The sequence below is a fragment of the Salinibacterium sp. NSLL17 genome, assembly GCF_015864935.1.
Lineage (GTDB): Bacteria > Actinomycetota > Actinomycetes > Actinomycetales > Microbacteriaceae > Rhodoglobus.
In genome coordinates, this window is the sequence record NZ_JADYWH010000001.1 from 268,714 (window position 1) to 291,844 (window position 23,131).

Genomic DNA, 23,131 nt, shown 5'->3' on the forward strand with positions numbered 1-23,131 from the left:
CTCAACATCGCTGGCTCAGGGATTTCCTTCCCCGATGCGTGCTGGCAACCAGTGCGTGGGGCGGTGTTTGGCGAGAGTTGTGACATCGAAAGGCGATCAGTGAATACACCTCTGGATGCGACTGCCCGCGTCGCACTTGAATTTCAAGCCCAACAGCTCCGCATGATTATTGAACGGCTCAGCTCTGTGCGGGAGCTACTCCCCCGCGCAGGCATCGACTGGCGCGGCCCGGCCCAAGAGCTGTTCGATGCCGGGGTGCTTGAGCTGCACCGCGACCTAGCGCAAGCACGAACCTTGGTCGAGACGGCAGAACATCGAACGATGCTGGCGCTTCAGCAGATGGGCTCCTATGTCGGATGAACTCATCATCTCCGGTGGTGGCAGTGTTTCGGTATCTACGGAGGAAATGCTCGTTGCTGTCGGCGCACTCCAGCGCACGGCCGAAATGACGCGGGACATCGCTGGCGCCATTCAGATGGTGGATGCCCGGCTCACCATTAGCCAATTGGAGACGCTCGGCATCCCCACCGCTGCCGCCCGCGCCGAGGATGATCTCGACTTCGCTTTCTCTGACCTTCAGAGAGTCGCTCATCGTGCCGAGCACCTGAGTAATCTCGTGCGATTCGCTGCCGACAGCTACGGGTTGGCCGAAGCCTTCGCCGAGGGAGTCTCCCGCAAGATCATGGCCGATGCCGCGGCGTGGCTCGGTTTTTTGTTCCCGACGCACGCCGCAGTGTTGGCTTTGTCGGTGACAGCGGTGCCGGTTCTGTTAGGGATCACAGCAGCAGCTCTCGTGACGGGCCGCAATCCAGCAGAAGTGTTCGTCAGCGAAAAGTTCACTGCTGAACTCAACGAACTCATAAGCGATCCGGCGTATGTGCTCGCCGTTCGCTTCGGTGTGATGAATGCCGATGAGTTCTTGGCGGGAGCCGCAGGGTTACCGCCATCACTAGTGAGTGTCTTGAGCGCCGCGGGTGTTCTGGGGCTTCCCACCGCAGCCGGGGCGATCCAACGGCTAGGAGGTGTCGCCGGGGTGCTGAAAGAAACGCCGGTGCAACTGGTCAGTAAGAGCGACACCACTCGCGTGGAGCCCGCTCATTCTGTCGAGGAACGCGCCAACCGAATTGCCCAACCGACCCCAGATTTGCCGTTTCAGATCCGAATAGAAAAGACATCATTTCCCGGAGAGGACGACTCATTCGAGGTGTACGTTTCCGGAACCGTTGATTTCGCTTTTTCTGACTCCGAGCAACCGTTCGATGGCACGAGCAATCTCAGCCTTGCTGCAGATCAGGAAGCAGCGGCGTATAGCGCTGTGGTTGCAGCGATGGCAGAAGCGGGTATTACCGCCGAAAGCGCGGTTGCTTTGACCGGGCATTCTCAGGGGGCAGCGATCGCCGCGCGGCTCGCAGAATCGGAAGACTACAACCTCACCGGTTTAGTCGGGTTCGGAGGCAACACGGGTCAAATCAAGATCCCACCAACGGTTCCCACGCTCCTCTTCGAACACAGCGATGACATCGTTCCGGCTGCTGGGGGGATTCAAGGAAATCAGCACGCGGTGATCGTGGAGCGAGAGGTCTTTGCTGGCCGTCCGCTACCCGACGGTGTTATGGCGCCAGCCCATCAGCTCGACGAGTATCGAGAAACAGCGCGCCTCCTGGACGGCACAGACAGTGAATTTCTTCGCGACATTGTGTCGAACCTAACGCCGACCGTTCACAAGGATGCTGTAACCACCGTCACTAGTTACGAGTACGAGCGGGTGCAGCCTTAGCGCTTGCGGCCTACAACGGGCCGAACAAGGATGCCGATGAACCAGCTGATGAGACCCAAGACGAGGGCGCCAAGCACTCCCCACCAGAACCCGTCAACAACGAGACCGAACCCGAAGAGGCCCGAGATCCAGCTCGTGAGCAACAGCAGCAGACCATTCACCACGAGAGCAAGCAGGCCCAGCGTCAGAACGTACAGCGGGAAAGCGACAATGCGGATCAGGTTGCCGAGCACCCCATTCACGATGCCGAAGACGGCAGCGACCAGCAGGAAGGTCACAATGACCTCAACCGTTCCGCCCGGAGCAAAAGGAATGATCTCGACCCCGGCAACAACCACCGTAGTCAGCCACAAAGCAAGAGCGTTGATCAGCAAGCGCACGATGATTCTCATACGACAACTATGCAGCACGCGTTTGTGCTGCCGCAATGACCATCCACTGAACTGCGCCAGAACCCGAGATGCGGTCCGAGACACGACCCGACGCATAACCGAACCTCCGATTCGACCGGCACATTGTCACAGGCGCGAAACGAACGTTCCCACTCACGGCCCTAGGCTGGTGAGGTGACCAGCAAACGAGTACAGCTTCGGCCCGAAATCGCCGCCATCGTGCCCTACCGCCAGGGTGCGCCTGCCGCCGCGGATGCCTTCAAGCTGTCCTCCAACGAAAACCCTTACGAGCCGCTGCCATCAGTGCTCGCGCAACTCTCCACCGACACCATCAACCGCTACCCCGACGCATCCGCCGCTGTATTGCGTGCGCAGATTGCTGAACGCTTCGGCGTAACCCCCGACAGCGTGCAGGTTGGGGCAGGTTCGGTAGCCGTGCTCGCGCAACTCGTGAGCGCCGCCGCAGCCCCCGGCGACGAGGTCATCTACGCCTGGCGCAGCTTCGAGGCGTACCCGCTGCTCGTATCTGCGGCCGGAGCCACAAGCGTGCAGATCGCGAACCAGGGCGACCACCGGCACGACTTGGCGGCAATGAGCGACGCCATCACGGCATCCACTCGCGTTGTTATTGTCTGCAGCCCCAACAACCCCACCAGCACTGTGGTGACGGATGCCGAATTCCGCGACTTCATGGCAACGGTTCCCGAGAACGTTCTTGTCGTTCTCGATGAGGCCTACCGCGAGTTCGTGACCGACGCCGATGCCGTGCGCGGAGAGACACTCGTCGGCACCTACCTCAACCTTGTATTGCTGCGCACCTTCTCCAAGGCTTACGGCCTTGCAGGCCTCCGCATCGGCTACGCGGTTGGCCCCGAATACGTGATGGATGCAGCGCGAGCGGTAGCGATTCCGCTTTCGGTAACGGAGATTGCGCAGAAAGCAGCTATCGCATCCCTCGAACATGAAGATGAATTGTTGGAGCGGGTGACCCGCATTAATGCGGTGCGCGACAGAATCGTTGCCGGCCTCAGCGAGCAAGGCTGGGACGTGCCCGCCCCCAACGGCAACTTCGTCTGGTTGCCCACCGGGTCAGCAACCGACTGGGCTGCAGAGGTATTCCGGTCGCACGGGATCGTCGTTCGTGCACTCGGCGAAGGCCTTCGGGTGAGCGTTGGCGAAGAGGAATCTGTGGAGAAACTCCTAAGAGCAGCGCAAGAGGTTGTCGCTTCAAGGGAAACGATCTAACGCTGGCCGCGTTAGATTAGTCGAATGTCTTATACCGCCGCGACGGTTCAGCTGCTGTCTCCCGAGGGCACGCTCGTTCACAGCGATGCCAGCGAACAGTACCTCCCGTATGTCGACAAGCTCAGTGATGACGCTCTTCAGGAATTCCACCGCCACATGGTGGTGATGCGCCGCTTCGATATTGAGGCAGCAAACCTGCAGCGTCAGGGCCAGCTTGCCCTCTGGGTTCCGAGCCACGGCCAAGAGGCCGCTCAGGTCGGTTCAGCACTCGCCGCCAAACCTCAAGACCACCTCTTTCCCTCCTACCGGGAACACGTCATTGCGCTCATGCGCGGCGTTGACCCGATCACAATCCTGTCGATGTTCCGCGGCCTCAGCCATGGTGGCTGGGATCCGAAGGACCACGACAACTTCCACCTCTACACGCTCGTGATTGGTTCGCAGACCCTGCACGCCACCGGTTATGCCATGGGCATGAACCTCGAAGGTCGCTCGGGCACCGGCAACCCCGACACCGATGCGGCCGTCATGGTCTACTTCGGCGACGGTTCTACGAGCCAGGGTGACGTCAGCGAAGCAATGGTCTTCGCCGCCAGCTACCAAACCCCTCAAGTCTTCTTCTTGCAAAACAATCACTGGGCTATCTCGGTTCCCGTCTCACGCCAGTCGCGCACGCCGCTCTATCTGCGCGGCGAAGGCTTCGGCATCCCGAGCGTTCAAATCGACGGCAACGACGTTCTCGCAAGCTTCGCCGTGAGCAAAGCCAACCTGGATGCTGCCCGCGCTGGCGAAGGCCCCCGCTTCATCGAGGCCCTCACTTACCGCATGGGTGCCCACACCACGAGTGATGACCCCTCGAAGTACCGCGAGAACAGCGAACTCGAGTTTTGGGCCCAGCGCGACCCCATCACGCGCTTCGACACCTACCTGCGGAGCCGCGGTGCGAGCCAAGCGTTCTTCGACGAGATCGCAGCTGAAGGCGACGACCTCGCTGCCGACATCCGCAAGCGCATCACCGAATTGCCGGTGCCGGCCACGTCGACGCTCTTCGACCATGTCTATTCCGACCCGCATCCGGTGATGGATGCGCAGCGCGCAGCACTCGCCGACTTCGAGGCATCGTTTGAAGAGGGCAACTAATGACTGAGACGATGACAATGGCGAAGGCCCTCAACGAGGGATTGCGCGCCGCCATGGGCAGCGACAGCAAAGTACTTCTCATGGGTGAAGACATTGGGCCGCTCGGCGGAGTCTTTCGAGTCACCGAGGGTCTGCAGGCTGAGTTCGGAGACAAGCGGGTTCTCGATACTCCCCTGGCTGAGTCCGGCATCGTGGGTACCGCGATCGGGCTTGCCATGAGCGGATTCCGCCCGGTGTGCGAGATCCAGTTCGACGGTTTTATTTTTCCCGGCTTCGACCAGATCACTTCCCAACTGGCGAAGCTGACCGCGCGCCACGAAGGCACGCTTCAGATGCCTGTCGTGATTCGTGTTCCCTACGGCGGACACATTGGTGCCGTCGAGCATCACCAAGAGAGCCCCGAAGCCTACTTTGCGCACTCTGCCGGGTTGCGTCTGCTCAGCCCCGCTACGCCTCACGATGCGTATTGGATGATTCAAGAAGCCATTACGAGCAATGACCCCGTGATGTTCTTCGAGCCCAAGTCCCGCTACTGGCAGAAGGGCGAGGTTGACCGCGAGTCGGCCGGTATCGCCACTCACTCCAGCCGGGTAGTGCGTGACGGCACCGAAGTGACCCTCGTGGGTCACGGTGCGATCGTGTCGATGCTGCTGCAAGCAGCTGAGCTCGCCGCCGAGGAAGGCACGAGTGTCGAGGTTGTTGACCTTCGATCGCTCTCCCCCATCGACTACGACCCGATTGTGGCATCCGCCCAAAAAACGGGCCGCGTTGTTGTTGTTCAAGAGGCACCCGGGAATGTCAGCGTGGGCTCGGAGGTTGCGGCTACCGTGGCAGAGCGTGCGTTCTACTCACTCGAGGCACCTGTGCTGCGCGTGAGTGGTTACGACACCCCGTTCCCTCCTGCCAAGCTGGAATCCGTGTACTTGCCCAGTGTTGACCGCATCTTGGATGCTGTCGACCGGGCATTGGCCTACTGACGAAGGAGGCCCCCGTGGCCGTATCTGAATTTCCTCTCCCCGATGTGGGCGAGGGGCTTACTGAAGCCGAGATCGTCTCCTGGAAGGTTGCGCCCGGCGACGAAATCGTCGTGAACCAGGTTCTCGTGGAGATCGAGACGGCTAAGTCGCTCGTCGAACTCCCCTCGCCTTTCGCCGGTACCGTGCAAAAGCTGCTGGTCGAGGAGGGGTCGACCGTTGAGGTTGGCACCCCGATCATCAGCGTGCAATCCGTCGGCGGCTCAGTCGAGCTGACCGCACCCGGTTCCGGTGAAGACGAAAGCCACGGGATGATGTCCGACGTTGGAGCAGAGAGCAGTGCGGCCGACGACGCTGCCGCTGCCGTCGCTGACACGGCATCCACAATTGCTAACGACGATGACAAGCCCGGAGCGGTCCTTGTTGGCTACGGCACGGGCGGGCATGTCAGTTCGCGCCGTCGCAAGGGTGGGCAGCCTGCGAAGGATGGCGCTGCCGCCGCAGCGGCAAAGCCTCGCCCGGCATCCGTGCCCGCGTCGTTCGCCAGCCCGATCATCGCGAAGCCGCCGATCCGCAAGCTCGCCAAAGACCTGGGTGTTGAACTCGCCGAGGTCGTAGCGACAGGGTTGGCCGGTGAAACCACTCGCGAAGACGTGATTCGTCACGCGTCGCAGGCGAGCGTCTTCCGCAACATCGAAACTCCCGAGTGGGGCGACGAGCGCGAAGAACGCATTCCCGTGAAGGGCGTGCGCAAGGCCATCGCGAAAGCCATGGTGCACAGTGCCTTCACGGCGCCGCACGTGAGTGTCTTCACCGACGTGGATGCCACGCGAACCATGGAGTTCGTGAAGCGCCTGAAGAACTCCACTGACTTCGCTGGCGTGCGAGTGAGCCCGTTGCTGATCATGGCGAAGGCCGTGAGCTGGGCTGTGCGCCGCAACCCCACGGTGAACTCAAGCTGGACCGATAAAGAGATCATCGTTCACCATTACGTGAACTTGGGCATTGCGGCAGCAACGCCTCGTGGGCTCATTGTTCCGAACGTCAAGGACGTTCAAGAGTTGAGCTTGCTCGAGCTCGCGAAATCCCTGGAACAGCTCACCCTCACCGCGCGTGATGGCAAGACGCAGCCCGCTGAAATGTCGAACGGCACGATCACGATCACCAACATCGGTTCGTATGGCATGGATACGGGAACGCCGATCATCAACCCGGGTGAGGCCGCGATCGTGGCTCTGGGTTCGATCAAGCAGAAGCCATGGGTTGTCGACGGCGAAGTGCGGGCGCGCTACGTCACGACGGTCAGCGCAAGCTTCGACCACCGCATCGTTGATGGGGATGTCGCGAGCCGTTTCGTGGCCGACCTCGCGAGTGTGCTCGAAGAGCCTGCCCTCCTGCTCGACTAACAGCCGAGCATTCGACACTAACCACCCGGCGTTGCACTCAATTACCTGAAACGGTAGGTAATGTGGCCGCATGGTCACGAAGAAAAAGTCGTCTGCAGTAGCGCCAGCATCCGATTCGAAGCGCCCCGGAATTCACGAGCTGTGGACCGACCGCTTAGGAGCCTGGTCCATTCGGGCTCTGCAAGTGCTCTTGCTGCTCACGCTGGTTTCGGTGATCGTTTTTGCTCTCACGCAGCTCAAGCTCGTCGTCATCCCCGTGCTGATCGCCCTGATCTTCGCTGCTGCCGCGAGCCCGATTGTGGTGTGGATGCGGCGCCGCGGTGTCGGGCGTGCTCTGTCGACCTGGATCGCGTTGCTCGGCGGCATCGCGGTGTTCGGTGGCTTGGTCACCGCAGTCGTGTTTGCGGTGGAGGACCAGTGGTCTGAGCTCTCCGACTCGGCGGTTGAAGGATTCGAGCAGCTCAAGGACTTCGCGCTTGATGGTCCGTTCGCAATTGATCAGGCTGCCCTCGATGAGGCGTGGAACGCGGGTATCGACTTCGTGACGAGCGCGACCTTCGGCCTCGGCGCCATTCAGGGAGTGTCTGCGGCGGCGCAGATTGTCACCGGAATTCTGCTCGGCCTGGTCATCCTGTTCTTCTTCCTCAAAGATGGCGACCGCATTTGGGAGTTCTTCCTCAAGCCCATGTCAGGCGAACGCCTCGCACGAGGACACCGCATCGGCCACACCGCGGTTCGCACTCTCGGTGGCTACGTTCGAGGAACCGCAACGGTTGCCGCCGTCGACGCGCTCGGTATCGGTATTGGGCTCACGATCTTGCAGGTACCGCTCGCGCTGCCCCTCTCGGTGATCGTCTTCTTGGGAGCCTTCATCCCACTCGTCGGTGCCACCGTCGCCGGTATCCTTGCCGCGGTCGTCGCTCTCGTGACGAATGGCTGGGTTGTGGCACTCATCGTGCTGGGCATCGTCGTGCTGGTCAACCAGCTCGAGGGCAACTTCCTGCAGCCCGTCGTGATGGCGCAGTCCCTGAGCATCCACCCGCTCGTCATCTTGGTGGCGTTGACGGCCGGCACGATCCTCGGCGGCATCGTGGGCGCTGTGCTTGCCGTGCCGATCGCAGCGGTGGGTTGGGCGATTCTCAAGACCTGGAACGAAAATGGGCACAAGCCGAGCGTTGCTTCGGCTCCTGAGAAAAAGAAGTAGCGCGCTAGCGGGGCCCGAGGGTGCGTTCGAGGAAGGGATTCCAGAACTTGCCCTGCGGATCATACTCGCGCTGCAGTGCAAGAAAGTCGCCGCTGCGGGGGAAGCGTTCGTGGATGACGTCGGCGCCATAGTGGAACAACTTGCCCCAGTGCTGCCGCGGTGCGAAGGGCGCGAGAGCCTGTTCGATCACGGGGAGTAGCGCCGCGACCTCGGCCGGATGTTTAGCCCAGGTGAAGCCGATGCAGAGAACATCGCGCTCGTAGGCGGGGCTCATCCAGAGTGAGTCGGCGGCGGCGGTGCGGATTTCTGAGATCAGCAGGTGGGGCGAGATTTGGGTGCCCAGAGTTCGCAGCACCTCCAACGCTTCGACGCCGTGCTCGCGGGCCACGTAGTACTCGCTTTGGAGCTCGTCGCCGCCGTTAGACGGCTGACCGTCAAGGCGGAAGTGCGGCATCCGCTCTGACCACGGGCCGGGCACACTCGCGCGTTGGTTCACATTCTCGGGGGAGAGCTCATCGGAGTCGTCATACCAAACCCCGCCGAACAGGGTGGATGCGACCTCGGGTTCCATTCCGTCGGCCAGACGGGTTTTCAACCAGATCTGCATGACGGTGGGGCTCGCGAAGTCTGCGAGGAGACTGACGCTGTAGGCGCTGGCCATCACGTCATCCAGTTGTTCGAGCACGGTTTCCCACGGCGCGAAGCGGTAGACGTCTTGGCGCACGCGGTAGCTCGGTTCGATGTCGAGGGTGACGCGCGTGATGATGCCAAAGGCTCCGAGCCCGACGGCCAGCGCGGGCAGGTGCTCGCTGGTGCGATCGACGGTCACCAGGGAGCCGTCTGCCGTCACCAATTCCACCGCGGCGATGGCCGTGGAGAGGATGCCGTTGCCGTCTCCTGAACCGTGAGTGCCGGTTGCGGTCGCGCCGGCCACCGAGATGTGCGGCAGCGATCCGGTGTTGTGGAGGGCGAAACCGTGTTTTTCGAGTTCGTTGATCAGGATGCCGAAGCTGGTGCCGCCGGCGACGCTGACGGTCATCGTCGCCGGGTCGATCCGGATCGCGGGATCGAGTTCAGCCAGAGAAATCAGCGCGCCAGGGGTGTCGGCGATGTCGGTGAAAGAATGCCGGGTGCCGAGCGCACGCACATGGGGCCACTGGGCGACGAGTTGTTGCACCTCAGTGGCGGACGTCGGGTGCAGGACTGTCTCGGCGCTGTAGGTGAGGTTGCCTGCCCAGTTTGTGGTGGTGGATGACACGGCGATCCTTTCGATAACGGCGAATTGCTCGCCACGATCGAGATTATCGGCGAGACACGTGTGTTGCCTGATTCGCCGACAGCAATTCATCATGTACTCTATTGATAACGAATCTCATTACCACGACTGGCTTCGGCCTTAGAAGGACATTCTGATGTCTCGCTTCACCACTTCCCGACCACGCGCCCTCACCGCGGGTGCCGTTCTCGCAGTCTCTGCCCTCACCCTTGCCGGGTGCGCGGCGGCCACACCCGTTGAGGATGACGGCACGATCACCGTCGTTGCCTCCACGATCGTCTATGGCGACCTTGTCTCCACTCTCGGCGGCGACGCTGTGACTGTCACGAGCCTCATCGACAGCGCAGCCCAAGACCCCCACAGCTACGAAGCCTCAGCCCGCGACCAGCTCGCTGTCTCGGAGGCAGAACTTGTGATCGTCAACGGCGGTGGCTATGACCCCTTCGCCGAAGCACTCTACGAAGCGGCCGGTGAGGGCGCGATTCTCGTGACCGCCGTTGACGAGTCAGGCCTCCTCGAGGACGACGACCATGCTGAAGACGAGCACGCTGAGGATGACCACGCCGAAGATGAGGCCGACGACCACACCACGGATGACGGCCACGATCACATCAAAGGCTTCAACGAGCACGTCTGGTACAGCTTCCACGCCATGGAACACATCGCCGAGCACATCACCGAAGAGTTGATTTCGCTCAGCCCCGACGATGCCGATCTGTTCAACACCAACTTGGACAGTTACCTCTCTGACCTTGAGGGTCTTGAGGCACAGGCCGACACGATCGCCGAGACCTCAGGCGACCGTGGTGCTGCGGTCACTGAGCCGGTAGCGGTCTACTTGCTTGAGGCTGTTGGGCTCCACAATGACACTCCCACCGACTTCACCGAGGCCATTGAAGAAGGATCTGATGTGCCGCCCTCGGCCCTTCTCGAAGTTCTCGCGCTCGTCGAAGACGATCACATCGCCCTGCTCGCGTACAACGATCAGACCTCGAGCCCCGAAACGGAGCGCGTGCGTGAAGCCGCTGTCGAGGCGGGACTTCCGGTGGTGTCGTTCACCGAGACGCTGCCCGAGGGGTCAGACTATGTCGAATGGATGACGTCAAACCTCGATGCCCTCGCGGAGGCCCTTGCTTAATGAGCAGGGTGACCGCGTGACGAGCACCACAGCAGAGCCCGTGAACGGCACTGCACCTGCAACACCCGTGCTGAGCATCCGTGATGGGGTGCTCGGCTTCGGGTCGCGCACGCTCTGGTCTGGCCTCAATCTCGATATCGCCCCCGGTGAGTTTGTGGCGGTGCTCGGCTCGAATGGTTCCGGTAAGTCGAGTTTGTTGAAGGCGATCCTGGGGCAGCAGAAGCTGGATTCAGGCACGATTTCTTTGAACGGGCATCCGGTTAACCGCGGAGATCGTTGCATTGGCTACATTCCGCAGCAGAAACTTGCGGCCCCAGGCACTCCTCTGCGTGGTCGCGATCTCGTGACGCTCGGGGTGAACGGTCACCGCTTTGGTGTACCAACACTCCCCCACAGCGTCCGTATTCGCGTGGATGAACTGATCGCGGACGTCGGCGCGAGCGAGTATGCGGGTCAGCCCCTTGGTTCGCTGTCGGGCGGCGAGCAGCAACGATTGCGGGTCGCACAGTCGCTGGCAGCCGACCCCGTGTTGTTGCTCTGCGACGAGCCTTTGTTGAGCCTTGACCTGCAGCACCAGCGTGGTGTCTCTGAACTCATCGACCGTCGACGTCGCGAACACAACACTGCGGTCATTTTCGTGACGCACGATGTGAACCCGGTGCTCGGCATGGTCGACCGCATCCTGTATTTGGCTGGCGGAAAGTTCACGATTGGCACCCCAGACGAAGTGCTGCGCAGCGAAGTGCTCACTGAGCTCTATGGCACTCCCGTTGAGGTTGTGCGGGTGGGCGGCCGCGTGATTGTGGCCGGTATCCCCCAGGGCGATCACCACCACGAGGAGGAGATCGCGTGACCTTCGCAGACTTCTGGAGCCAGGTCGTCAATTTCAGCGACTATGGCGAATTGCTCAACCTCGTGCGGTTCTCGCTCATTGCCGCGGCAGTGCTCGGTATCGCCGGTGGGCTCATTGGCGTCTTCGTCATGCAGCGCGACATGGCTTTTGCTGTGCACGGCATCAGCGAACTCTCGTTTGCGGGAGCAGCAGCAGCCCTGTTGTTTGGTGCCAATGTGGTGGCGGGTTCCATTGCCGGCTCGCTTGTAGCCGCCATTCTGATCGGGATGCTCGGGGCGAAGGCTCGCGATCGAAACTCGATTATTGGCGTGCTCATGCCGTTTGGGATGGGTTTGGGCATCCTGTTTCTGGCGCTCTACCCCGGACGCAGTGGAAACAAGTTTGGGCTCCTCACCGGGCAAATTATTTCGGTCGATAGCGAGCAACTTGGCCTGCTGATCGTGATCAGCGTTGTCGTGCTGGCCGCTCTGTTCGTTGTCTGGCGACCGCTTACGTTCGACAGCCTCGATCCTGAGGTTGCTGCGGCGCGCGGTGTTCCTTCGCGGATGCTTTCGCTCGGGTTCATGGTGCTGCTCGGCCTCATGGTGGCCGTTGCGGTGCAGATCATTGGTGCGTTGCTCGTGATGGCGTTGCTTGTGACGCCGGCGGCGGCCGCCATGCAGGTCTCGTCGTCGCCGCGTCTGGTTCCGGTGCTCAGCATGGTCTTCGGCTTTGTCTCGGCCACCGGCGGTGTGCTGTTGGCGATCGGTGGCTCGCTGCCGATTAGTCCGTACATCACGACGATTTCGTTCCTGATTTACCTGGTCTGCCGGGTGGTGGGCGCTCGCCGTGCTCGTGGGGGTCGCCGCAGCGTGAGCCGCGCATCCGGAGCTGAACTGACCACAGCTACCCCGGCAGGGAAATAGTTAGAGTGGTGACTATGAAGCGCAATACGTGGCAGCGAGAAGCGGTGCGGGATGCTCTGACTCAGTCAGAGGGTTTCGTGAGCGCTCAGTCGCTGCACGGTGCGCTGCGCGACGCCGGTAGCTCAATCGGCCTCGCCACTGTCTACCGCGCTTTGGCAGACCTCGCCGGAGCGGGTGACGCTGACTCGCTGCAGCAAGACGGCGAAAGCCTCTTTCGGGCCTGCACGCCCGACTCGCACCACCACCATTTGATCTGCCGCGAGTGCGGAACAACCGTGGAAATCAAGGCGGATGCCGTCGAGCAGTGGGCGAAAAGTGTGGCCGCAGAACATGGCTTTACCGACCCGCACCACATTGTTGACGTTTTCGGGTTGTGCCCAGCGTGCTCTAGCACGTAACATATACCGTTGATCGAGCGGTATCTTCCGCTCTCGCAGACACATCCCACCCTGATTGAATTCGTGCGAAAACACGGGTTTGAGAGGAATGCAGTGTGTGTGCCGACAAGTGATCTTGGGTAAGGCTTTGTCCTTACGGTAACTAGAACAGGAGTATCACCATGGCAGCAACCTGCCAAGTGACCGGCGCCATTCCCGGCTTCGGACACGCAATCTCGCACTCGCACCGTCGCACCAAGCGTCGTTTCGACCCGAACATCCAGAAGAAGACGTACTACGTACCGTCGCTTCGCCGCAACGTAACTCTTCAGCTGTCCGCAAAGGGCATCAAGGTAATTGACGCTCGTGGCATCGAATCCGTTGTCAAGGACCTCCTTGCACGTGGGGAGAAAATCTAATGGCAAAGGCACAGGACGTACGTCCGATCATCAAGCTCCGTTCAACTGCTGGAACGGGCTACACCTATGTGACGCGCAAGAACCGTCGCAACAACCCCGACCGCCTCGTACTCAAGAAGTACGACCCGGTGGTTCGCAAGCACGTTGAATTCCGCGAGGAGCGCTAAACATGGCTAAGAAGAGCAAGATTGCAAAGAACGAACAGCGCAAAGTTATCGTTGCGCGTTACGCCGAGCGTCGTCTCGAGCTGAAGAAGGCTCTCGTCGACCCCGCCGGAACTGACGAGTCACGCGAGGCTGCACGCCTCGGACTTCAGAAGCTCCCCCGCGATGCTTCGCCGATCCGCGTACGCGGTCGCGACGCCATTGACGGACGTCCCCGTGGATACCTCAAGCAGTTCGGTGTTTCCCGTGTTCGCTTCCGTGAAATGGCTCACCGGGGCGAGTTGCCCGGAATTACCAAGTCAAGCTGGTAGATTCCAAGCGGTTCCGACGTTTTCTAACGTTTCGGAACAACTAACTGCACTACGTCCGAGGAGGACCACCTTATGGCTGACAAGTCGCTAAACCGTACTGAATTCGTAGCGGCGGTTGCCGCAGAGTCTGGCCAGAGCCAGGCTGCCGTTTCCGGCGTCGTTGACGCATTCTTCTCCGTACTCTCGAAGTCGGTCGGTGAAGGAACCAAGGTTTCGATCCCCGGATGGATGGCTGCAGAGCGCACCTTCCGCGAGGCTCGCACCGGCCGTAACCCGCAGACGGGTGAAGCTATCGAGATCAAGGCCAGCCACGGCGTCAAGCTCAGCGCAGGCAGCAAGCTCAAGGCAGCAGCCAAGGGCTAAGTAGCAACTTTAAAAGGGCGGCATCCTTCGGGATGTCGCCCTTTTTACGTTCCCGCCGACTTTTAGACAAGTTCGGCGTCGGGCTAACTCCCGTTTAACCGCGAGTACTCTTGAGGGGTGCTAAGAATCAGCCGGATCGCCGGACCCGCCCTGCTGATCCTTGTGGCAGCAATCGCGGTTATTGTCGGTCTCCAGTTCGGTGGCGGCGCTGCGGTTCCGATCCTTCTTGACCCGGGCGCTGTCGTGCGCTGGGGACTGCCCATCGCGAAGCTCTTCGTGAACCTCGGGCTTGCGGCGACCATCGGCGGGCTCATGATCGCCGTCTTCGCGATGAGCCCCAAGCACGACGAATTCACCATCACTCTCGACTTTGCCGCCGCTGGCGCCGCTGTGTGGGCTGTGGCATCCGCTATTACGGGGTTTTTCACGTTTTTGGCGGTGCGCAACCAGCCCATTGACCTCTCCAGCGCCTTTGGTGACGTTCTCGCAAGTTTTCTGACCTCTACCGAAGTGGGTCAGGCGTGGCTCGCCACGGTGCTCATAGCGGCCGTTGTGACCGTTTTGTGCTTCGCGGTGCGCAATATGAGCGCGTTGGTCTTCGTGCTCGTGCTCTCCGTTGCCGGACTCATCCCCATGGCGCTGCAGGGCCACAGCGGCGGAACCGCCGACCACGATGCCGCCACGAGCGCCATCTTCTTGCACCTGATCTTCGCCGCGCTCTGGCTCGGCGGACTCCTCGCGATTGCGATCGCCCGCCCCACCCTCACTAAAGACCGACTGAGTCTCGTGCTGCGACGCTACTCGTCGGTGGCGCTCGTGAGCTTCATCGTGGTGGCCGCCTCCGGCTATGTGAGTGCAGAAATTCGGGTCGAGAACCTGACGAACCTGCTGTCGCCCTACGGCATCCTCGTTCTCGTTAAAGTTTTTGCTCTGATCGTGTTGGGCCTTTTCGGCGCTGTGTACCGCAACTATGCGATCGGCCGGCTTGAAGCCAGCCCCCGCAAGAAGCGCGGATGGTTCTGGTGGATTGTCACCGCCGAGCTGGCCTTCATGGGGCTCGCTTCCGGCGCTGCGGCCGCTCTCGCGGCGACACCCACTCCGGTGCCAGAAATCGTGGCGGCTGACCTGCCCGACTCCTCCTCCGCGGCCTACCTCACCGGCTCCCCGCTGCCTCCGACCGTGACCGCAAGCAACCTGTTCACCCTGTGGAGCTTTGACCTCATTTGGGTGCTGATCTGCGCGTTCGCGATCTTCTTCTACCTTGCCGGCGTCTGGCGCCTCCACAAGCGAGGTGACTCCTGGCCGATCTACCGCACCGTGTTCTGGGTGCTCGGGATGCTGCTGCTGTTTTACATCACCAACGGTGGCGTCAATGTGTACGAGGGCTACCTGTTCTCGATGCACATGCTCGGGCACATGACCCTCGGCATGATGATCCCGGTGCTGCTCGTGCCCGGTGCTCCCGTCACGCTCGCAATGCGCGCGATCACCAAACGCACTGACGGCAGTCGCGGTGCGCGTGAATGGATTCTCAGGATCGTGCACTCGCGGTACATGGCCGCGATCGGGCATCCGGTAGTTGCGGCACTTATCTTCGTCGTCTCGCTGTGGGTTTTCTACTACACACCGCTGTTCCGTTGGGCTTCCACCGACCACGTCGGGCACGAGTGGATGATCATCCACTTCTTGGCCTCTGGCTACTTGTTCGTGCAGTCACTCATCGGGATCGACCCGTCGCCGCACCGCACCGCGTTCCCGATTCGCTTGCTCATTTTGCTCGCGACGATGGCGTTCCATGCCTTCTTCGGCTTGGGCCTCATGACCGGCACCGGGCTGCTGCTGGCGGACTGGTACGGCGCAATGGGCTGGGACAACGGGGTGACGGCGCTCGAGGATCAACGCATCGGTGGCGGCATCGCCTGGAGTGTTGGCGAGATTCCCACCATCGCGCTCGCCATCTCCGTGGCGATCATGTGGTCACGCAGCGACCGTCGTGCATCCGTGCGCTACGACCGCAAGGCCGACCGCGACGGAGATGCAGAGCTGGATGCCTACAACGAGATGCTCGCTAAGCGCTAAGCGCTAAGCGCTAAGCGCTAAGCCTGCCGGCTAGGAGCGTGAGTGGAGTGCGTGTTCCGCTATGTAGGCGCGTAATTCGTTCGGATCCGCGGGCATATCAATCTGGTGCTGCGGAAGCTCGAGCATCTCGCGGTAGGCCTCGTCGGTGGCGGGAATGCGGCCGAGTGCCTCAGCGATAACGTCGGGGAACTTGGCCGGCTTTGCCGTTTCCAAGACCAGCATCGGAATACCGGGCTCGATGTGGGCATGGGCGACAGTGACACCGTCGGCGGTGTGCGGATCGAGAAGCACCTGCGTGCTCTCGAAGACTGACCGGATGGTGTTGACCCGATCCTGGTGAGTGCTCGTGCCGCTGACGATTCCGAACTCTTCCAGGAAGCGTGGCTGCTCTGCGGTGAGGTCTACGAAACCGTCGTTGCCGAGGTGCTGCCAGAGGCCACGAAGGCGGTCCGCATCGCTGCCGAGAAGGTCGAAGAGAAAACGCTCGAGGTTGGATGCTTTAGACACGTCCATGGACGGGCTCGAGGTCGCGAGCGTATTTGCTGCGTTTCGGGGGCGGTAGATACCAGTCCTGAAGAACTCGTCGAGGACATTGTTTTCGTTTGTCGCTACGACGAGCTTTCGAATGGGCAGACCCATCGTTCGCGCGTAGTGACCCGAAAGTACGTTGCCGAAATTGCCGGACGGTACCGAAAAGGAGACCTCGAAGTCTGCCCGGTCGTGCACGTCTACGGCATCGGTCACGCGCAGCCACGACCAGAAGTAGTAGACGATCTGCGCGGAGATTCGCCCAAAGTTGATGGAGTTCATCGCGCCCAAATTGTGCGCCTGCTTGAAGGCAGCATCACTCGAGAGTTCCTTGACGAGCTCTTGGCAATCGTCAAAAACACCGTCGACCACGAGGTTGTGGATGTTCGGCTCCTGCAGCGAATACATCTGCGCCCGCTGAAACTCGCTCATGCGGCCGCGGGGCGACAGCATGAAGGCGCTGAGTCGCTCTCTGCCGCGGATCGCGTACTCGGCGGCTGAACCGGTGTCACCGGATGTAGCGCCCAGAATGTTGAGGACGCCGTCAGACTTTGCGAGAGCGAAATCCAGTGCCTCGCCAAGAAACTGCATGGCGATGTCTTTGAAGGCAAGCGTCGGGCCTTCGGACAAACCGACAAGCGTCAGACCGTTGCCGAGATCGCTGACGGGAACAATCTCACTCGTAGAAAACTTGGCCGGGTCGTACGCTGCGCGGCAAATGCGCGCGAGGTCGTCTTCTGCAATGTCGTTCGCGAACAGTGAGATGACCGCCGTCGCGAGTTCGGCAAAGTTCAGATCGCGCCACGACTCGAGCAGGGCTGAATCGACCTGCGGGAGTGGCCCGGGGACCGCCAACCCGCCGTCGCTCGCAAGACCTTCGAGGATGACATCGGTATACGAGCCGAGGGCGTGGCCTCGCGTAGAGGTGTACTGCAATCGGTCCTACCTTTCGTGACGCTGAGGCACCAGTTTATCGGCTGGGGAAGACTAGTACTGCGGTGTGATGAGCAACTGGTCGTCCGGCAAGAAGGTAACGAGGTAACTCGCGGTGAAATCAACGTCTTCATCGAAGCTGGAAATGGAGCCATCGAAAATGGAGCGGACATCGACCGTGAGGTGCGCTGCGGCATCCGTCTCCGGCATGAGCCAGCTTCCCGTCTCAGCACCGGGCACGAGCGAAACCTCGGGATAGCTCGCCAGGCTCCACTCCGGAGTGGTGATGATGCGGTTGGCCATGGGCTGGCCAAACGGACAGCCGGTTGGCAGCAGCACGACCTGGGTGGCGCACTCATCGAGGTAGTCGTTCACTTCGCGTTGCACCTGGGAAATCATGGTCTGGTTTGCGACGGCCTCAAGCCGCGCCCGGATAGTGCCGCCGGGGTCGGTGGCAGCCACGACGATTGGCTCGGCGGTGAGGAACGTGGATGAATGGCTGAGCTCGAAACTGCTGGGCGCCAACACTACGTAGGGCGCAGGAGTGTCTTGGGCTGGCGTGACAAATTCGGAGCCGTTGGCGGTGAACTCTTGAGTGTTCGAGACGGTGAGGCGCACGATCGTGAGGGGCGCGGTGACGAACTTCCAGTCGGCGAACACACCGAAACGGGTGCCGTCGCGTTCCACCGTGAACGTGGTGTGAGAGGTCTCGCCATCGAGTTCGAACACGAAGGTGACGGTTTCGGAGCCGTCGTCGTTGATCTCCCGAGAGACCAGCGCAACATCCTCAATCGTGCTGAGTGCTGAGGGCCGCAACAGATCGTGCGAGCCCGCGAGCAGCATCGAACCAGCGCCGGTCGTGTCGATGGGCGTCGCGCCCGAGCCATCGTCGGACGATGCCCCATGGTCTTCGGCCAGTTCGATGTCAGCAATCTGCAGAGCGGATGCCATGTCGTGGCGAGCGAGGGCGCCAAGATAACTGCGCACAAAGCCGCTCGCGCTGAACAGGGTCGCGTTCACAATGAGGACAGTCGTGATGAAGGCGACAACGATCAGCCCAAACACGATTGACCAGGTAACAAGCTCGCGACGCATTCACACATCCTAAACCGCTGAGGCGTGCCGGAGACGAACCACAGATTGTGGCGCGCGGGCACGAGACCAGCAGGCAGCAGCATTAGGGTGATTGGGTGTCCGAAATTACCCTGTCGCCCGAGCAAGCAGCCGTTTTCGCTGCCATCGAGACGACGCGGGAGAACCTCTTCGTCACGGGGCGAGCCGGCACCGGTAAATCCACTCTGCTCAACCACCTCGCGCACAACACGTCGAAGCAGATTGTGATCTGTGCTCCGACCGGTGTTGCGGCGCTTAATGTGGGCGGACAGACCATCCATTCGCTGTTCCGTTTGCCCATCGGAGTTATTGCCGACCACGAGCTCGAACAGACTGATCAACTCCGCAAGCTGCTCAACACCATCGAAACCCTCGTGATTGATGAAGTGTCGATGGTCAACGCCGACCTTCTCGACGCGATCGACCGCAGCCTGCGCCAGGCTCGTCAGCGCAAGAAAGAGCCCTTCGGCGGGGTGCAGGTCGTGTTGTTCGGTGATCCGTATCAATTGGCCCCGGTTCCGGGCGACCCGGATGAGCGGGCCTACTTCGAAGACCGCTACGAGTCGATCTGGTTCTTCGACGCTCTCGTGTGGCAACAGACCGACCTGACGATTTACGAACTCACGAGCATCCATCGCCAGCATGAGGATGAGTTCAAATACATGCTCAATGCCGTGCGCCACAACGGCGTCACCGCTGAAATCGCAGGCCGCCTCAACGCGGTGGGCGCGCGCCCCGCACCCAACGACGGCACGATTACCCTTGCGACCACGAACAGCACCGTCACGCGCATCAACGCGACAGCGCTCGCGCGACTCCCCGGTCGGGTACTGACGGCGAAGGCCGAGATTTCGGGAGAGTTCGGCGGTCGCGCCTACCCCGCCGATGAATCCCTTGAGCTCAAGGTGGGCGCGCAAGTGATGTTCTTGCGCAACGACACTCAAGAGGGTGGAACGCAACGCTGGGTCAATGGCAGCGTCGGCACTGTCGTTAAGATCGCTGACACCGTGTGGGTCGAAATCGACGGGCGCGATTACGAAGTGAAGCCCGTCGCCTGGGAGAAGTTCAAATACTCCTACTCGGCGCGCACGAAAGCGCTTCGCAAAGATGTCGTTGCCGAGTTCACGCAGTTTCCGCTGCGGCTCGCCTGGGCGGTCACGATTCACAAATCACAGGGCAAGACCTACGACAGCGCGATAGTGGATCTCGGGCCACGCTCCTTCGCTCCCGGCCAGACCTATGTTGCCCTCAGCCGCATCAGCAGGTTGGAGGGGCTCTACCTGACTCGGCCGCTTCGCCCGAGCGACATCATCGTCGACGAGAACGTCGTGCGGTTCATGTCCCGGGCCCAGCCCATCCCGGCTATTCAGGCCTGACTCCCCCGGGCTCGCGTGAGCTGCTTGAGCTACTTCACGCTGCCGGCGGTGATGCCTTCGACGATCTGCTTGTTGAAGACGATATAGATCACGATCATCGGCAGCGTCACGATCGAGAGCGCTGAGAAGAGCAGGCCGTAGTCGGTTACATACCGGCTGGAGAATGCAAGGAGTCCGGTCGGGATTGTCTTGAGCGCATCATCCTGAATGTAGAGCAGGGCGAGCAAGAACTCGTTCCAGCTCGAGAGCGCGGAGAAGATTGCGACGGTCGCGAGCCCGGGGCGCAGCAGGGGCAGCGCGATCGAGCCGAAGATGCGAAGGTCGCTCGCCCCATCGATGCGGGCGGCCTCGAAGAGTTCGTCGGGCACGGCATCCAGATAGACCTTGAGCAGGTAGACCGCGAGCGGCAGGCCCATCGCGGTATACGGAATGATCAAGGCCCAGCGGGTGTCGGTGATGGCCAGCTGAGTGAACATCGTGGACTGCGCGATGAAGTACGACTGCAGGGGAAGCAGCAAGCCGAGCGCCAGTAACCCCATAAACAGGTTACGACCGCGGAAGCGATAACGACTGAAGGAAAAAGCCGCGGCAGCGCCCAGCAGCAGGATGGCGAGCACCGACGCTCCGGTGACGATCACGCTGTTCAGGGCGTACTGGCCGATGTGACCAACCTCGAACGCTTCAACCCAGCGGCCGAAGTCGATCTCGGTCGGGAGAGCGAAGGGGGTTGCGAAGATCGCGGAGTTCGATTTGAAACTGGAGAACACCATCCAGAGCATCGGAAAGAAGAACACGACAGCGATGACGATGAGCGCTGCCGTGAAGAGCACATCGGCGATCCGCAGGGGAGCGCGCCGGCCAGCGTGATGCTTCGCGGTGTGCGTGCGGGCTAACCCGGATGACTTCTTGCGAGAGTCGATACTCATGAGCGCACCTCCTCAGGGTTTTCGCGATTGATTCGCGTGAAGATCAGGCCAAGCCCCACAACGACGACGGTGAGCACGACAGCCATGGCCGATCCGTAGCCAACATTCTGGAAAGTGAATACCGACTTCACGAGATAGGTGGTGGGGATCTCAGTGGCACCGTACGGGCCGCCGTTCGTCATGACGTAGAAGAGGTCGAAGCCTTGGAAACCACCGGTGATGCACAGCAACAGCGCGACCGTGATCGCATTGCGGATCATCGGCACCTTGATGCTGCGGAATAGTTGCCATTCGCCGGCGCCATCGAGGCGAGCGGCCTCAATGACCTCGGTGGGCACCTGGTTGAACGCGGCGTAGAAGATAGTCATGTAGAAACCGGCATATACCCAACCGGACACGACGCTCACGGCGATCAACGCAGTGGAGGTGTCACCAAGCCACACCCGCTGGAGGTCCTCAAGACCCAAGGATTGCAAGGCGGCATTGAGCAGACCGAAGTCGTTGTTGTAGACGAACGCCCACAGGACAGCCACGACGACCATGGGGAGCATCACGGGGGTGAAGATCGCAACCCGGAACCAGAGAGAACCGCGGCGGCGCACACTCACGAGCCCCGCGAGAACCAAACCGACAACGACCTCAAGCACGATCGTGATCGCGATGTAGATGAGCACGTGCACAAAGGAATCGCGGAACAGCACATCATTGGCAGCCTTGACGTAGTTGTCGATGCCGACAAAAACCATGGCGCCGTAGCCGTTCCACTCCGTGAAGCTGTAGGCAAACGTCATGATCACGGGGAACAACACGGCGAAGCCGAAGACGCCCATCGCGGGCACCAAGAACAGGTACGGGGTTGCCGTGCGGTTCGGCTTCATGCGGTGGTTCCTTCGAAGGAGTGCTGGTCGTCCGCCTTCGGGTGACGGACGACCAGCACGGTTGGCTAACTAATGGGGGAGATGGTTAGCCAAGCTTTTGATCTATGCCGGCAACGGCATCAGCGGGGGACTTCTGACCACCCAGAACCTCTGCCAGTGCGGCGTAGAGAGCGTTCGCGGTCTCGAGGTCATAGCCGTTGTCGGGCGGCAGCACGATCGCCGGAGCGGTCTCAAGCAGAGCCGTGAGCGATGCGGTGCGCGAATCGATGTCGTCGCCCGACGCAGCCGACAGAGTCATCGGAGTGAGCTCCGCACCGATGAACTGCTGAACATTCTCGTCGTTGTTGAGCAGGGCCAAGAACTCGGCTGCCTCATCCTGCTTGGTGCTCTTGGCGTTGACGACGTACCCGGTGACAACACCGATGACGCTCTCCTGGTTGCCTTCACCCGGCATGGCTGGCAGGTTTACGTAGTCGAAGTTGAGGTCTGGTGCCTCATCGATCGCCCAGCTCACGAGCCACGAACCAATCGCGTGCATGGCGGCCTTGCCCTGGAAGAAGAGCTGAGCACCCTCGTTGTCATCAACCGCGTTGACGCTTTCGTTGACGCAGTTGTGGTCAGCGAGCTCTTCGACGTAACCGAAGGCTTCGATCCACTCGGGAGTGTTGAAGTCGGCGTCGCCCGAGAGCGCTGCGCTGTAGGCCTCTTCCCCGACAACACGCGAGGTCAGGTGGGCGAGCCAGTTGCCAGCAGCCCACAGGTCCTTGTTGCCCGAGGCGATCGGGATGATTCCCTCGGCGTCGAGTGCGTCGCAGGTGGCGAGCAGTTCATCCCACGTGGTGGGAGGAGTGAGACCGGCATCCGCAAAAATATCTTCGTTGAACCAGAGCACGTTGGTGACGTCAGCGGAATGAGGCACCATCACCACGGCACCATCGACGGTGAGCGAGGTGAAGACTTCGTCATCGAAGAGACCAGCAATGGGGCCGGATGTCACGGCGTCCGAGAGGTCGGCAGCAAACCCGTCAGCGGCACGCTGTTCCAGTCGCGCTCCCGCCCACTCAAAGTAGATGTCTGGAGCGTTGCGCCCGTTGAGCAGGTTAGGAAGCCCGATGGTTTGGTACAGATCGTCGTCTTGGTAGTTCATCTCGACGGTGACGTCGGGGTTGGCGGCTTCGTACTGTGCCGCGACGTCATCCCAGACGCGGATCTGAGCTTCTCCGGGGGAACCCATGGCGATGCGGAGCACGTTATCGTCGGAGCTTCCGCCGTCGGCTGAACAACCGGTAAGGATCAGTGCTGTGGCGCTGAGGGCAGCGACAGCAGCGAGAGTCTTCTTTCTCGTGACGGGCAT

General features: G+C 61.1%; 24 protein-coding genes. 17 read left to right on the forward strand and 7 right to left on the reverse strand.

The window, feature by feature from the left end; genetic code table 11:
• The first annotated feature begins 99 nt into the window (after positions 1–99).
• The gene (locus tag I6E51_RS01340; RefSeq protein ID WP_197109176.1) at positions 100–360 is read left to right on the forward strand and encodes a hypothetical protein; all 261 of its coding nucleotides are present in this window, start codon (positions 100–102) and stop codon (positions 358–360) included.
• Positions 350–1,777, forward strand: a complete 1,428-nt coding sequence (locus I6E51_RS01345; RefSeq protein ID WP_197109177.1) for a hypothetical protein — start codon at positions 350–352, stop codon at positions 1,775–1,777. The genes I6E51_RS01340 and I6E51_RS01345 overlap by 11 nt, the downstream gene beginning before the upstream one ends.
• On the opposite strand, the gene I6E51_RS01350 is transcribed toward I6E51_RS01345, so the two are convergent.
• Positions 1,774–2,169 (reverse strand): phage holin family protein, encoded by a 396-nt coding sequence (locus tag I6E51_RS01350; RefSeq protein ID WP_197106851.1) that lies wholly within the window; start codon positions 2,167–2,169, stop codon positions 1,774–1,776. The genes I6E51_RS01345 and I6E51_RS01350 overlap by 4 nt on opposite strands.
• 174 nt (positions 2,170–2,343) lie before the next feature.
• Here I6E51_RS01350 and I6E51_RS01355 point away from each other — a divergent pair, with 174 nt between their 5' ends.
• The 5 genes from I6E51_RS01355 to I6E51_RS01375 all read left to right on the forward strand — a co-directional run bounded on the left by I6E51_RS01355 (position 2,344) and on the right by I6E51_RS01375 (position 8,138).
• Positions 2,344–3,414 (forward strand): histidinol-phosphate transaminase, encoded by a 1,071-nt coding sequence (locus I6E51_RS01355; protein WP_197109178.1) that lies wholly within the window; start codon positions 2,344–2,346, stop codon positions 3,412–3,414.
• A gap of 24 nt (positions 3,415–3,438) precedes the next feature.
• Complete coding sequence (locus I6E51_RS01360) at positions 3,439–4,554, forward strand: thiamine pyrophosphate-dependent dehydrogenase E1 component subunit alpha (protein ID WP_197106849.1); 1,116 nt, start codon at positions 3,439–3,441, stop codon at positions 4,552–4,554.
• A complete protein-coding gene (locus tag I6E51_RS01365; RefSeq protein ID WP_197106848.1) occupies positions 4,554–5,531 on the forward strand; it encodes an alpha-ketoacid dehydrogenase subunit beta in 978 nt (325 codons plus the stop codon). Before I6E51_RS01360 ends, I6E51_RS01365 begins: the two co-directional genes overlap by 1 nt.
• A 14-nt stretch (positions 5,532–5,545) precedes the next feature.
• The gene (locus I6E51_RS01370; protein WP_197109179.1) at positions 5,546–6,934 is read left to right on the forward strand and encodes a dihydrolipoamide acetyltransferase family protein; all 1,389 of its coding nucleotides are present in this window, start codon (positions 5,546–5,548) and stop codon (positions 6,932–6,934) included.
• A 70-nt stretch (positions 6,935–7,004) separates the two neighbouring features.
• Positions 7,005–8,138, forward strand: coding sequence for an AI-2E family transporter (locus tag I6E51_RS01375; protein WP_197106846.1), 1,134 nt, complete (start codon positions 7,005–7,007; stop codon positions 8,136–8,138).
• A 4-nt stretch (positions 8,139–8,142) separates the two neighbouring features.
• Here the strand turns inward: I6E51_RS01375 and I6E51_RS01380 are convergent, their stop codons facing one another.
• Entirely contained in the window at positions 8,143–9,396 is a 1,254-nt protein-coding gene (locus tag I6E51_RS01380; protein WP_197109180.1) for an FAD-binding protein, read from the reverse strand.
• A 154-nt stretch (positions 9,397–9,550) separates the two neighbouring features.
• Between I6E51_RS01380 and I6E51_RS01385 the strand changes: the two genes are divergently transcribed.
• The 9 genes from I6E51_RS01385 (at position 9,551) to I6E51_RS01425 (ending at position 16,023) form a co-directional block, all read left to right on the forward strand.
• Entirely contained in the window at positions 9,551–10,552 is a 1,002-nt protein-coding gene (locus tag I6E51_RS01385; protein WP_197109181.1) for a metal ABC transporter solute-binding protein, Zn/Mn family, read from the forward strand.
• Positions 10,527–11,405 (forward strand): metal ABC transporter ATP-binding protein, encoded by an 879-nt coding sequence (locus I6E51_RS01390; protein ID WP_197109182.1) that lies wholly within the window; start codon positions 10,527–10,529, stop codon positions 11,403–11,405. The genes I6E51_RS01385 and I6E51_RS01390 overlap by 26 nt, the downstream gene beginning before the upstream one ends.
• Positions 11,402–12,310, forward strand: coding sequence for a metal ABC transporter permease (locus I6E51_RS01395; protein WP_197109183.1), 909 nt, complete (start codon positions 11,402–11,404; stop codon positions 12,308–12,310). The genes I6E51_RS01390 and I6E51_RS01395 overlap by 4 nt, the downstream gene beginning before the upstream one ends.
• 14 nt (positions 12,311–12,324) lie before the next feature.
• Positions 12,325–12,708: a Fur family transcriptional regulator gene (locus tag I6E51_RS01400; RefSeq protein WP_197109184.1), complete on the forward strand. Its 384-nt coding sequence runs from the start codon at positions 12,325–12,327 to the stop codon at positions 12,706–12,708.
• Positions 12,709–12,869: 161 nt separating this feature from the next.
• Positions 12,870–13,106: a 50S ribosomal protein L28 gene (gene rpmB, locus I6E51_RS01405; RefSeq protein WP_129072582.1), complete on the forward strand. Its 237-nt coding sequence runs from the start codon at positions 12,870–12,872 to the stop codon at positions 13,104–13,106.
• Positions 13,106–13,273 carry a 50S ribosomal protein L33 gene (gene rpmG / locus I6E51_RS01410; RefSeq protein WP_009773536.1) on the forward strand — a complete coding sequence of 56 codons (168 nt, stop codon included), beginning with the start codon at positions 13,106–13,108 and terminating at the stop codon, positions 13,271–13,273. The genes rpmB and rpmG overlap by 1 nt, the downstream gene beginning before the upstream one ends.
• A gap of 2 nt (positions 13,274–13,275) precedes the next feature.
• Positions 13,276–13,581, forward strand: coding sequence for a 30S ribosomal protein S14 (rpsN, locus tag I6E51_RS01415; protein WP_197106841.1), 306 nt, complete (start codon positions 13,276–13,278; stop codon positions 13,579–13,581).
• 72 nt (positions 13,582–13,653) lie between these two features.
• Positions 13,654–13,944 carry an HU family DNA-binding protein gene (locus tag I6E51_RS01420; protein ID WP_100387826.1) on the forward strand — a complete coding sequence of 97 codons (291 nt, stop codon included), beginning with the start codon at positions 13,654–13,656 and terminating at the stop codon, positions 13,942–13,944.
• 117 nt (positions 13,945–14,061) lie between these two features.
• Positions 14,062–16,023, forward strand: a complete 1,962-nt coding sequence (locus I6E51_RS01425; protein WP_307783761.1) for a cytochrome c oxidase assembly protein — start codon at positions 14,062–14,064, stop codon at positions 16,021–16,023.
• Between the two features lie 30 nt (positions 16,024–16,053).
• Here the strand turns inward: I6E51_RS01425 and thrC are convergent, their stop codons facing one another.
• Together thrC and I6E51_RS01435 are read right to left on the reverse strand one after the other, a co-directional pair.
• Positions 16,054–17,487: a threonine synthase gene (thrC, locus tag I6E51_RS01430; RefSeq protein ID WP_197109185.1), complete on the reverse strand. Its 1,434-nt coding sequence runs from the start codon at positions 17,485–17,487 to the stop codon at positions 16,054–16,056.
• Between the two features lie 51 nt (positions 17,488–17,538).
• Positions 17,539–18,579 (reverse strand): hypothetical protein, encoded by a 1,041-nt coding sequence (locus I6E51_RS01435; RefSeq protein WP_197106839.1) that lies wholly within the window; start codon positions 18,577–18,579, stop codon positions 17,539–17,541.
• A gap of 95 nt (positions 18,580–18,674) precedes the next feature.
• Between I6E51_RS01435 and I6E51_RS01440 the strand changes: the two genes are divergently transcribed.
• Positions 18,675–19,973, forward strand: coding sequence for an ATP-dependent RecD-like DNA helicase (locus tag I6E51_RS01440; RefSeq protein ID WP_197106838.1), 1,299 nt, complete (start codon positions 18,675–18,677; stop codon positions 19,971–19,973).
• Positions 19,974–20,002: 29 nt separating this feature from the next.
• Here I6E51_RS01440 and I6E51_RS01445 read toward each other — a convergent pair whose 3' ends face one another.
• From I6E51_RS01445 to I6E51_RS01455, 3 genes are all read right to left on the reverse strand, one after another.
• A complete protein-coding gene (locus tag I6E51_RS01445) occupies positions 20,003–20,899 on the reverse strand; it encodes a carbohydrate ABC transporter permease (protein WP_231599617.1) in 897 nt (298 codons plus the stop codon).
• A complete protein-coding gene (locus I6E51_RS01450; RefSeq protein WP_197109186.1) occupies positions 20,896–21,777 on the reverse strand; it encodes a carbohydrate ABC transporter permease in 882 nt (293 codons plus the stop codon). Before I6E51_RS01450 ends, I6E51_RS01445 begins: the two co-directional genes overlap by 4 nt.
• Before the next feature lie 85 nt (positions 21,778–21,862).
• On the reverse strand, positions 21,863–23,131 hold the full coding sequence (locus tag I6E51_RS01455) for an ABC transporter substrate-binding protein (RefSeq protein ID WP_197109187.1): 1,269 nt from the start codon (positions 23,129–23,131) through the stop codon (positions 21,863–21,865).

What these genes read in the sequence shown, in the direction of transcription:
- rpsN (WP_197106841.1), top strand. Translation starts at nt 13,276, where the DNA reads ATGGCTAAGAAGAGCAAGATTGCAAAGAACGAACAGCGCAAAGTTATC.
- I6E51_RS01345 (WP_197109177.1), top strand. Translation starts at nt 350, where the DNA reads ATGTCGGATGAACTCATCATCTCCGGTGGTGGCAGTGTTTCGGTATCT.
- I6E51_RS01400 (WP_197109184.1), top strand. Translation starts at nt 12,325, where the DNA reads ATGAAGCGCAATACGTGGCAGCGAGAAGCGGTGCGGGATGCTCTGACT.
- I6E51_RS01360 (WP_197106849.1), top strand. Translation starts at nt 3,439, where the DNA reads ATGTCTTATACCGCCGCGACGGTTCAGCTGCTGTCTCCCGAGGGCACG.
- I6E51_RS01455 (WP_197109187.1), bottom strand. Translation starts at nt 23,131, where the DNA reads ATGCCCGTCACGAGAAAGAAGACTCTCGCTGCTGTCGCTGCCCTCAGC.
- I6E51_RS01350 (WP_197106851.1), bottom strand. Translation starts at nt 2,169, where the DNA reads ATGAGAATCATCGTGCGCTTGCTGATCAACGCTCTTGCTTTGTGGCTG.
- I6E51_RS01385 (WP_197109181.1), top strand. Translation starts at nt 9,551, where the DNA reads ATGTCTCGCTTCACCACTTCCCGACCACGCGCCCTCACCGCGGGTGCC.
- rpmB (WP_129072582.1), top strand. Translation starts at nt 12,870, where the DNA reads ATGGCAGCAACCTGCCAAGTGACCGGCGCCATTCCCGGCTTCGGACAC.
- I6E51_RS01445 (WP_231599617.1), bottom strand. Translation starts at nt 20,899, where the DNA reads ATGAGTATCGACTCTCGCAAGAAGTCATCCGGGTTAGCCCGCACGCAC.
- I6E51_RS01450 (WP_197109186.1), bottom strand. Translation starts at nt 21,777, where the DNA reads ATGAAGCCGAACCGCACGGCAACCCCGTACCTGTTCTTGGTGCCCGCG.
- I6E51_RS01420 (WP_100387826.1), top strand. Translation starts at nt 13,654, where the DNA reads ATGGCTGACAAGTCGCTAAACCGTACTGAATTCGTAGCGGCGGTTGCC.
- I6E51_RS01375 (WP_197106846.1), top strand. Translation starts at nt 7,005, where the DNA reads ATGGTCACGAAGAAAAAGTCGTCTGCAGTAGCGCCAGCATCCGATTCG.
- I6E51_RS01365 (WP_197106848.1), top strand. Translation starts at nt 4,554, where the DNA reads ATGACTGAGACGATGACAATGGCGAAGGCCCTCAACGAGGGATTGCGC.
- I6E51_RS01435 (WP_197106839.1), bottom strand. Translation starts at nt 18,579, where the DNA reads ATGCGTCGCGAGCTTGTTACCTGGTCAATCGTGTTTGGGCTGATCGTT.
- rpmG (WP_009773536.1), top strand. Translation starts at nt 13,106, where the DNA reads ATGGCAAAGGCACAGGACGTACGTCCGATCATCAAGCTCCGTTCAACT.
- I6E51_RS01390 (WP_197109182.1), top strand. Translation starts at nt 10,527, where the DNA reads ATGCCCTCGCGGAGGCCCTTGCTTAATGAGCAGGGTGACCGCGTGACG.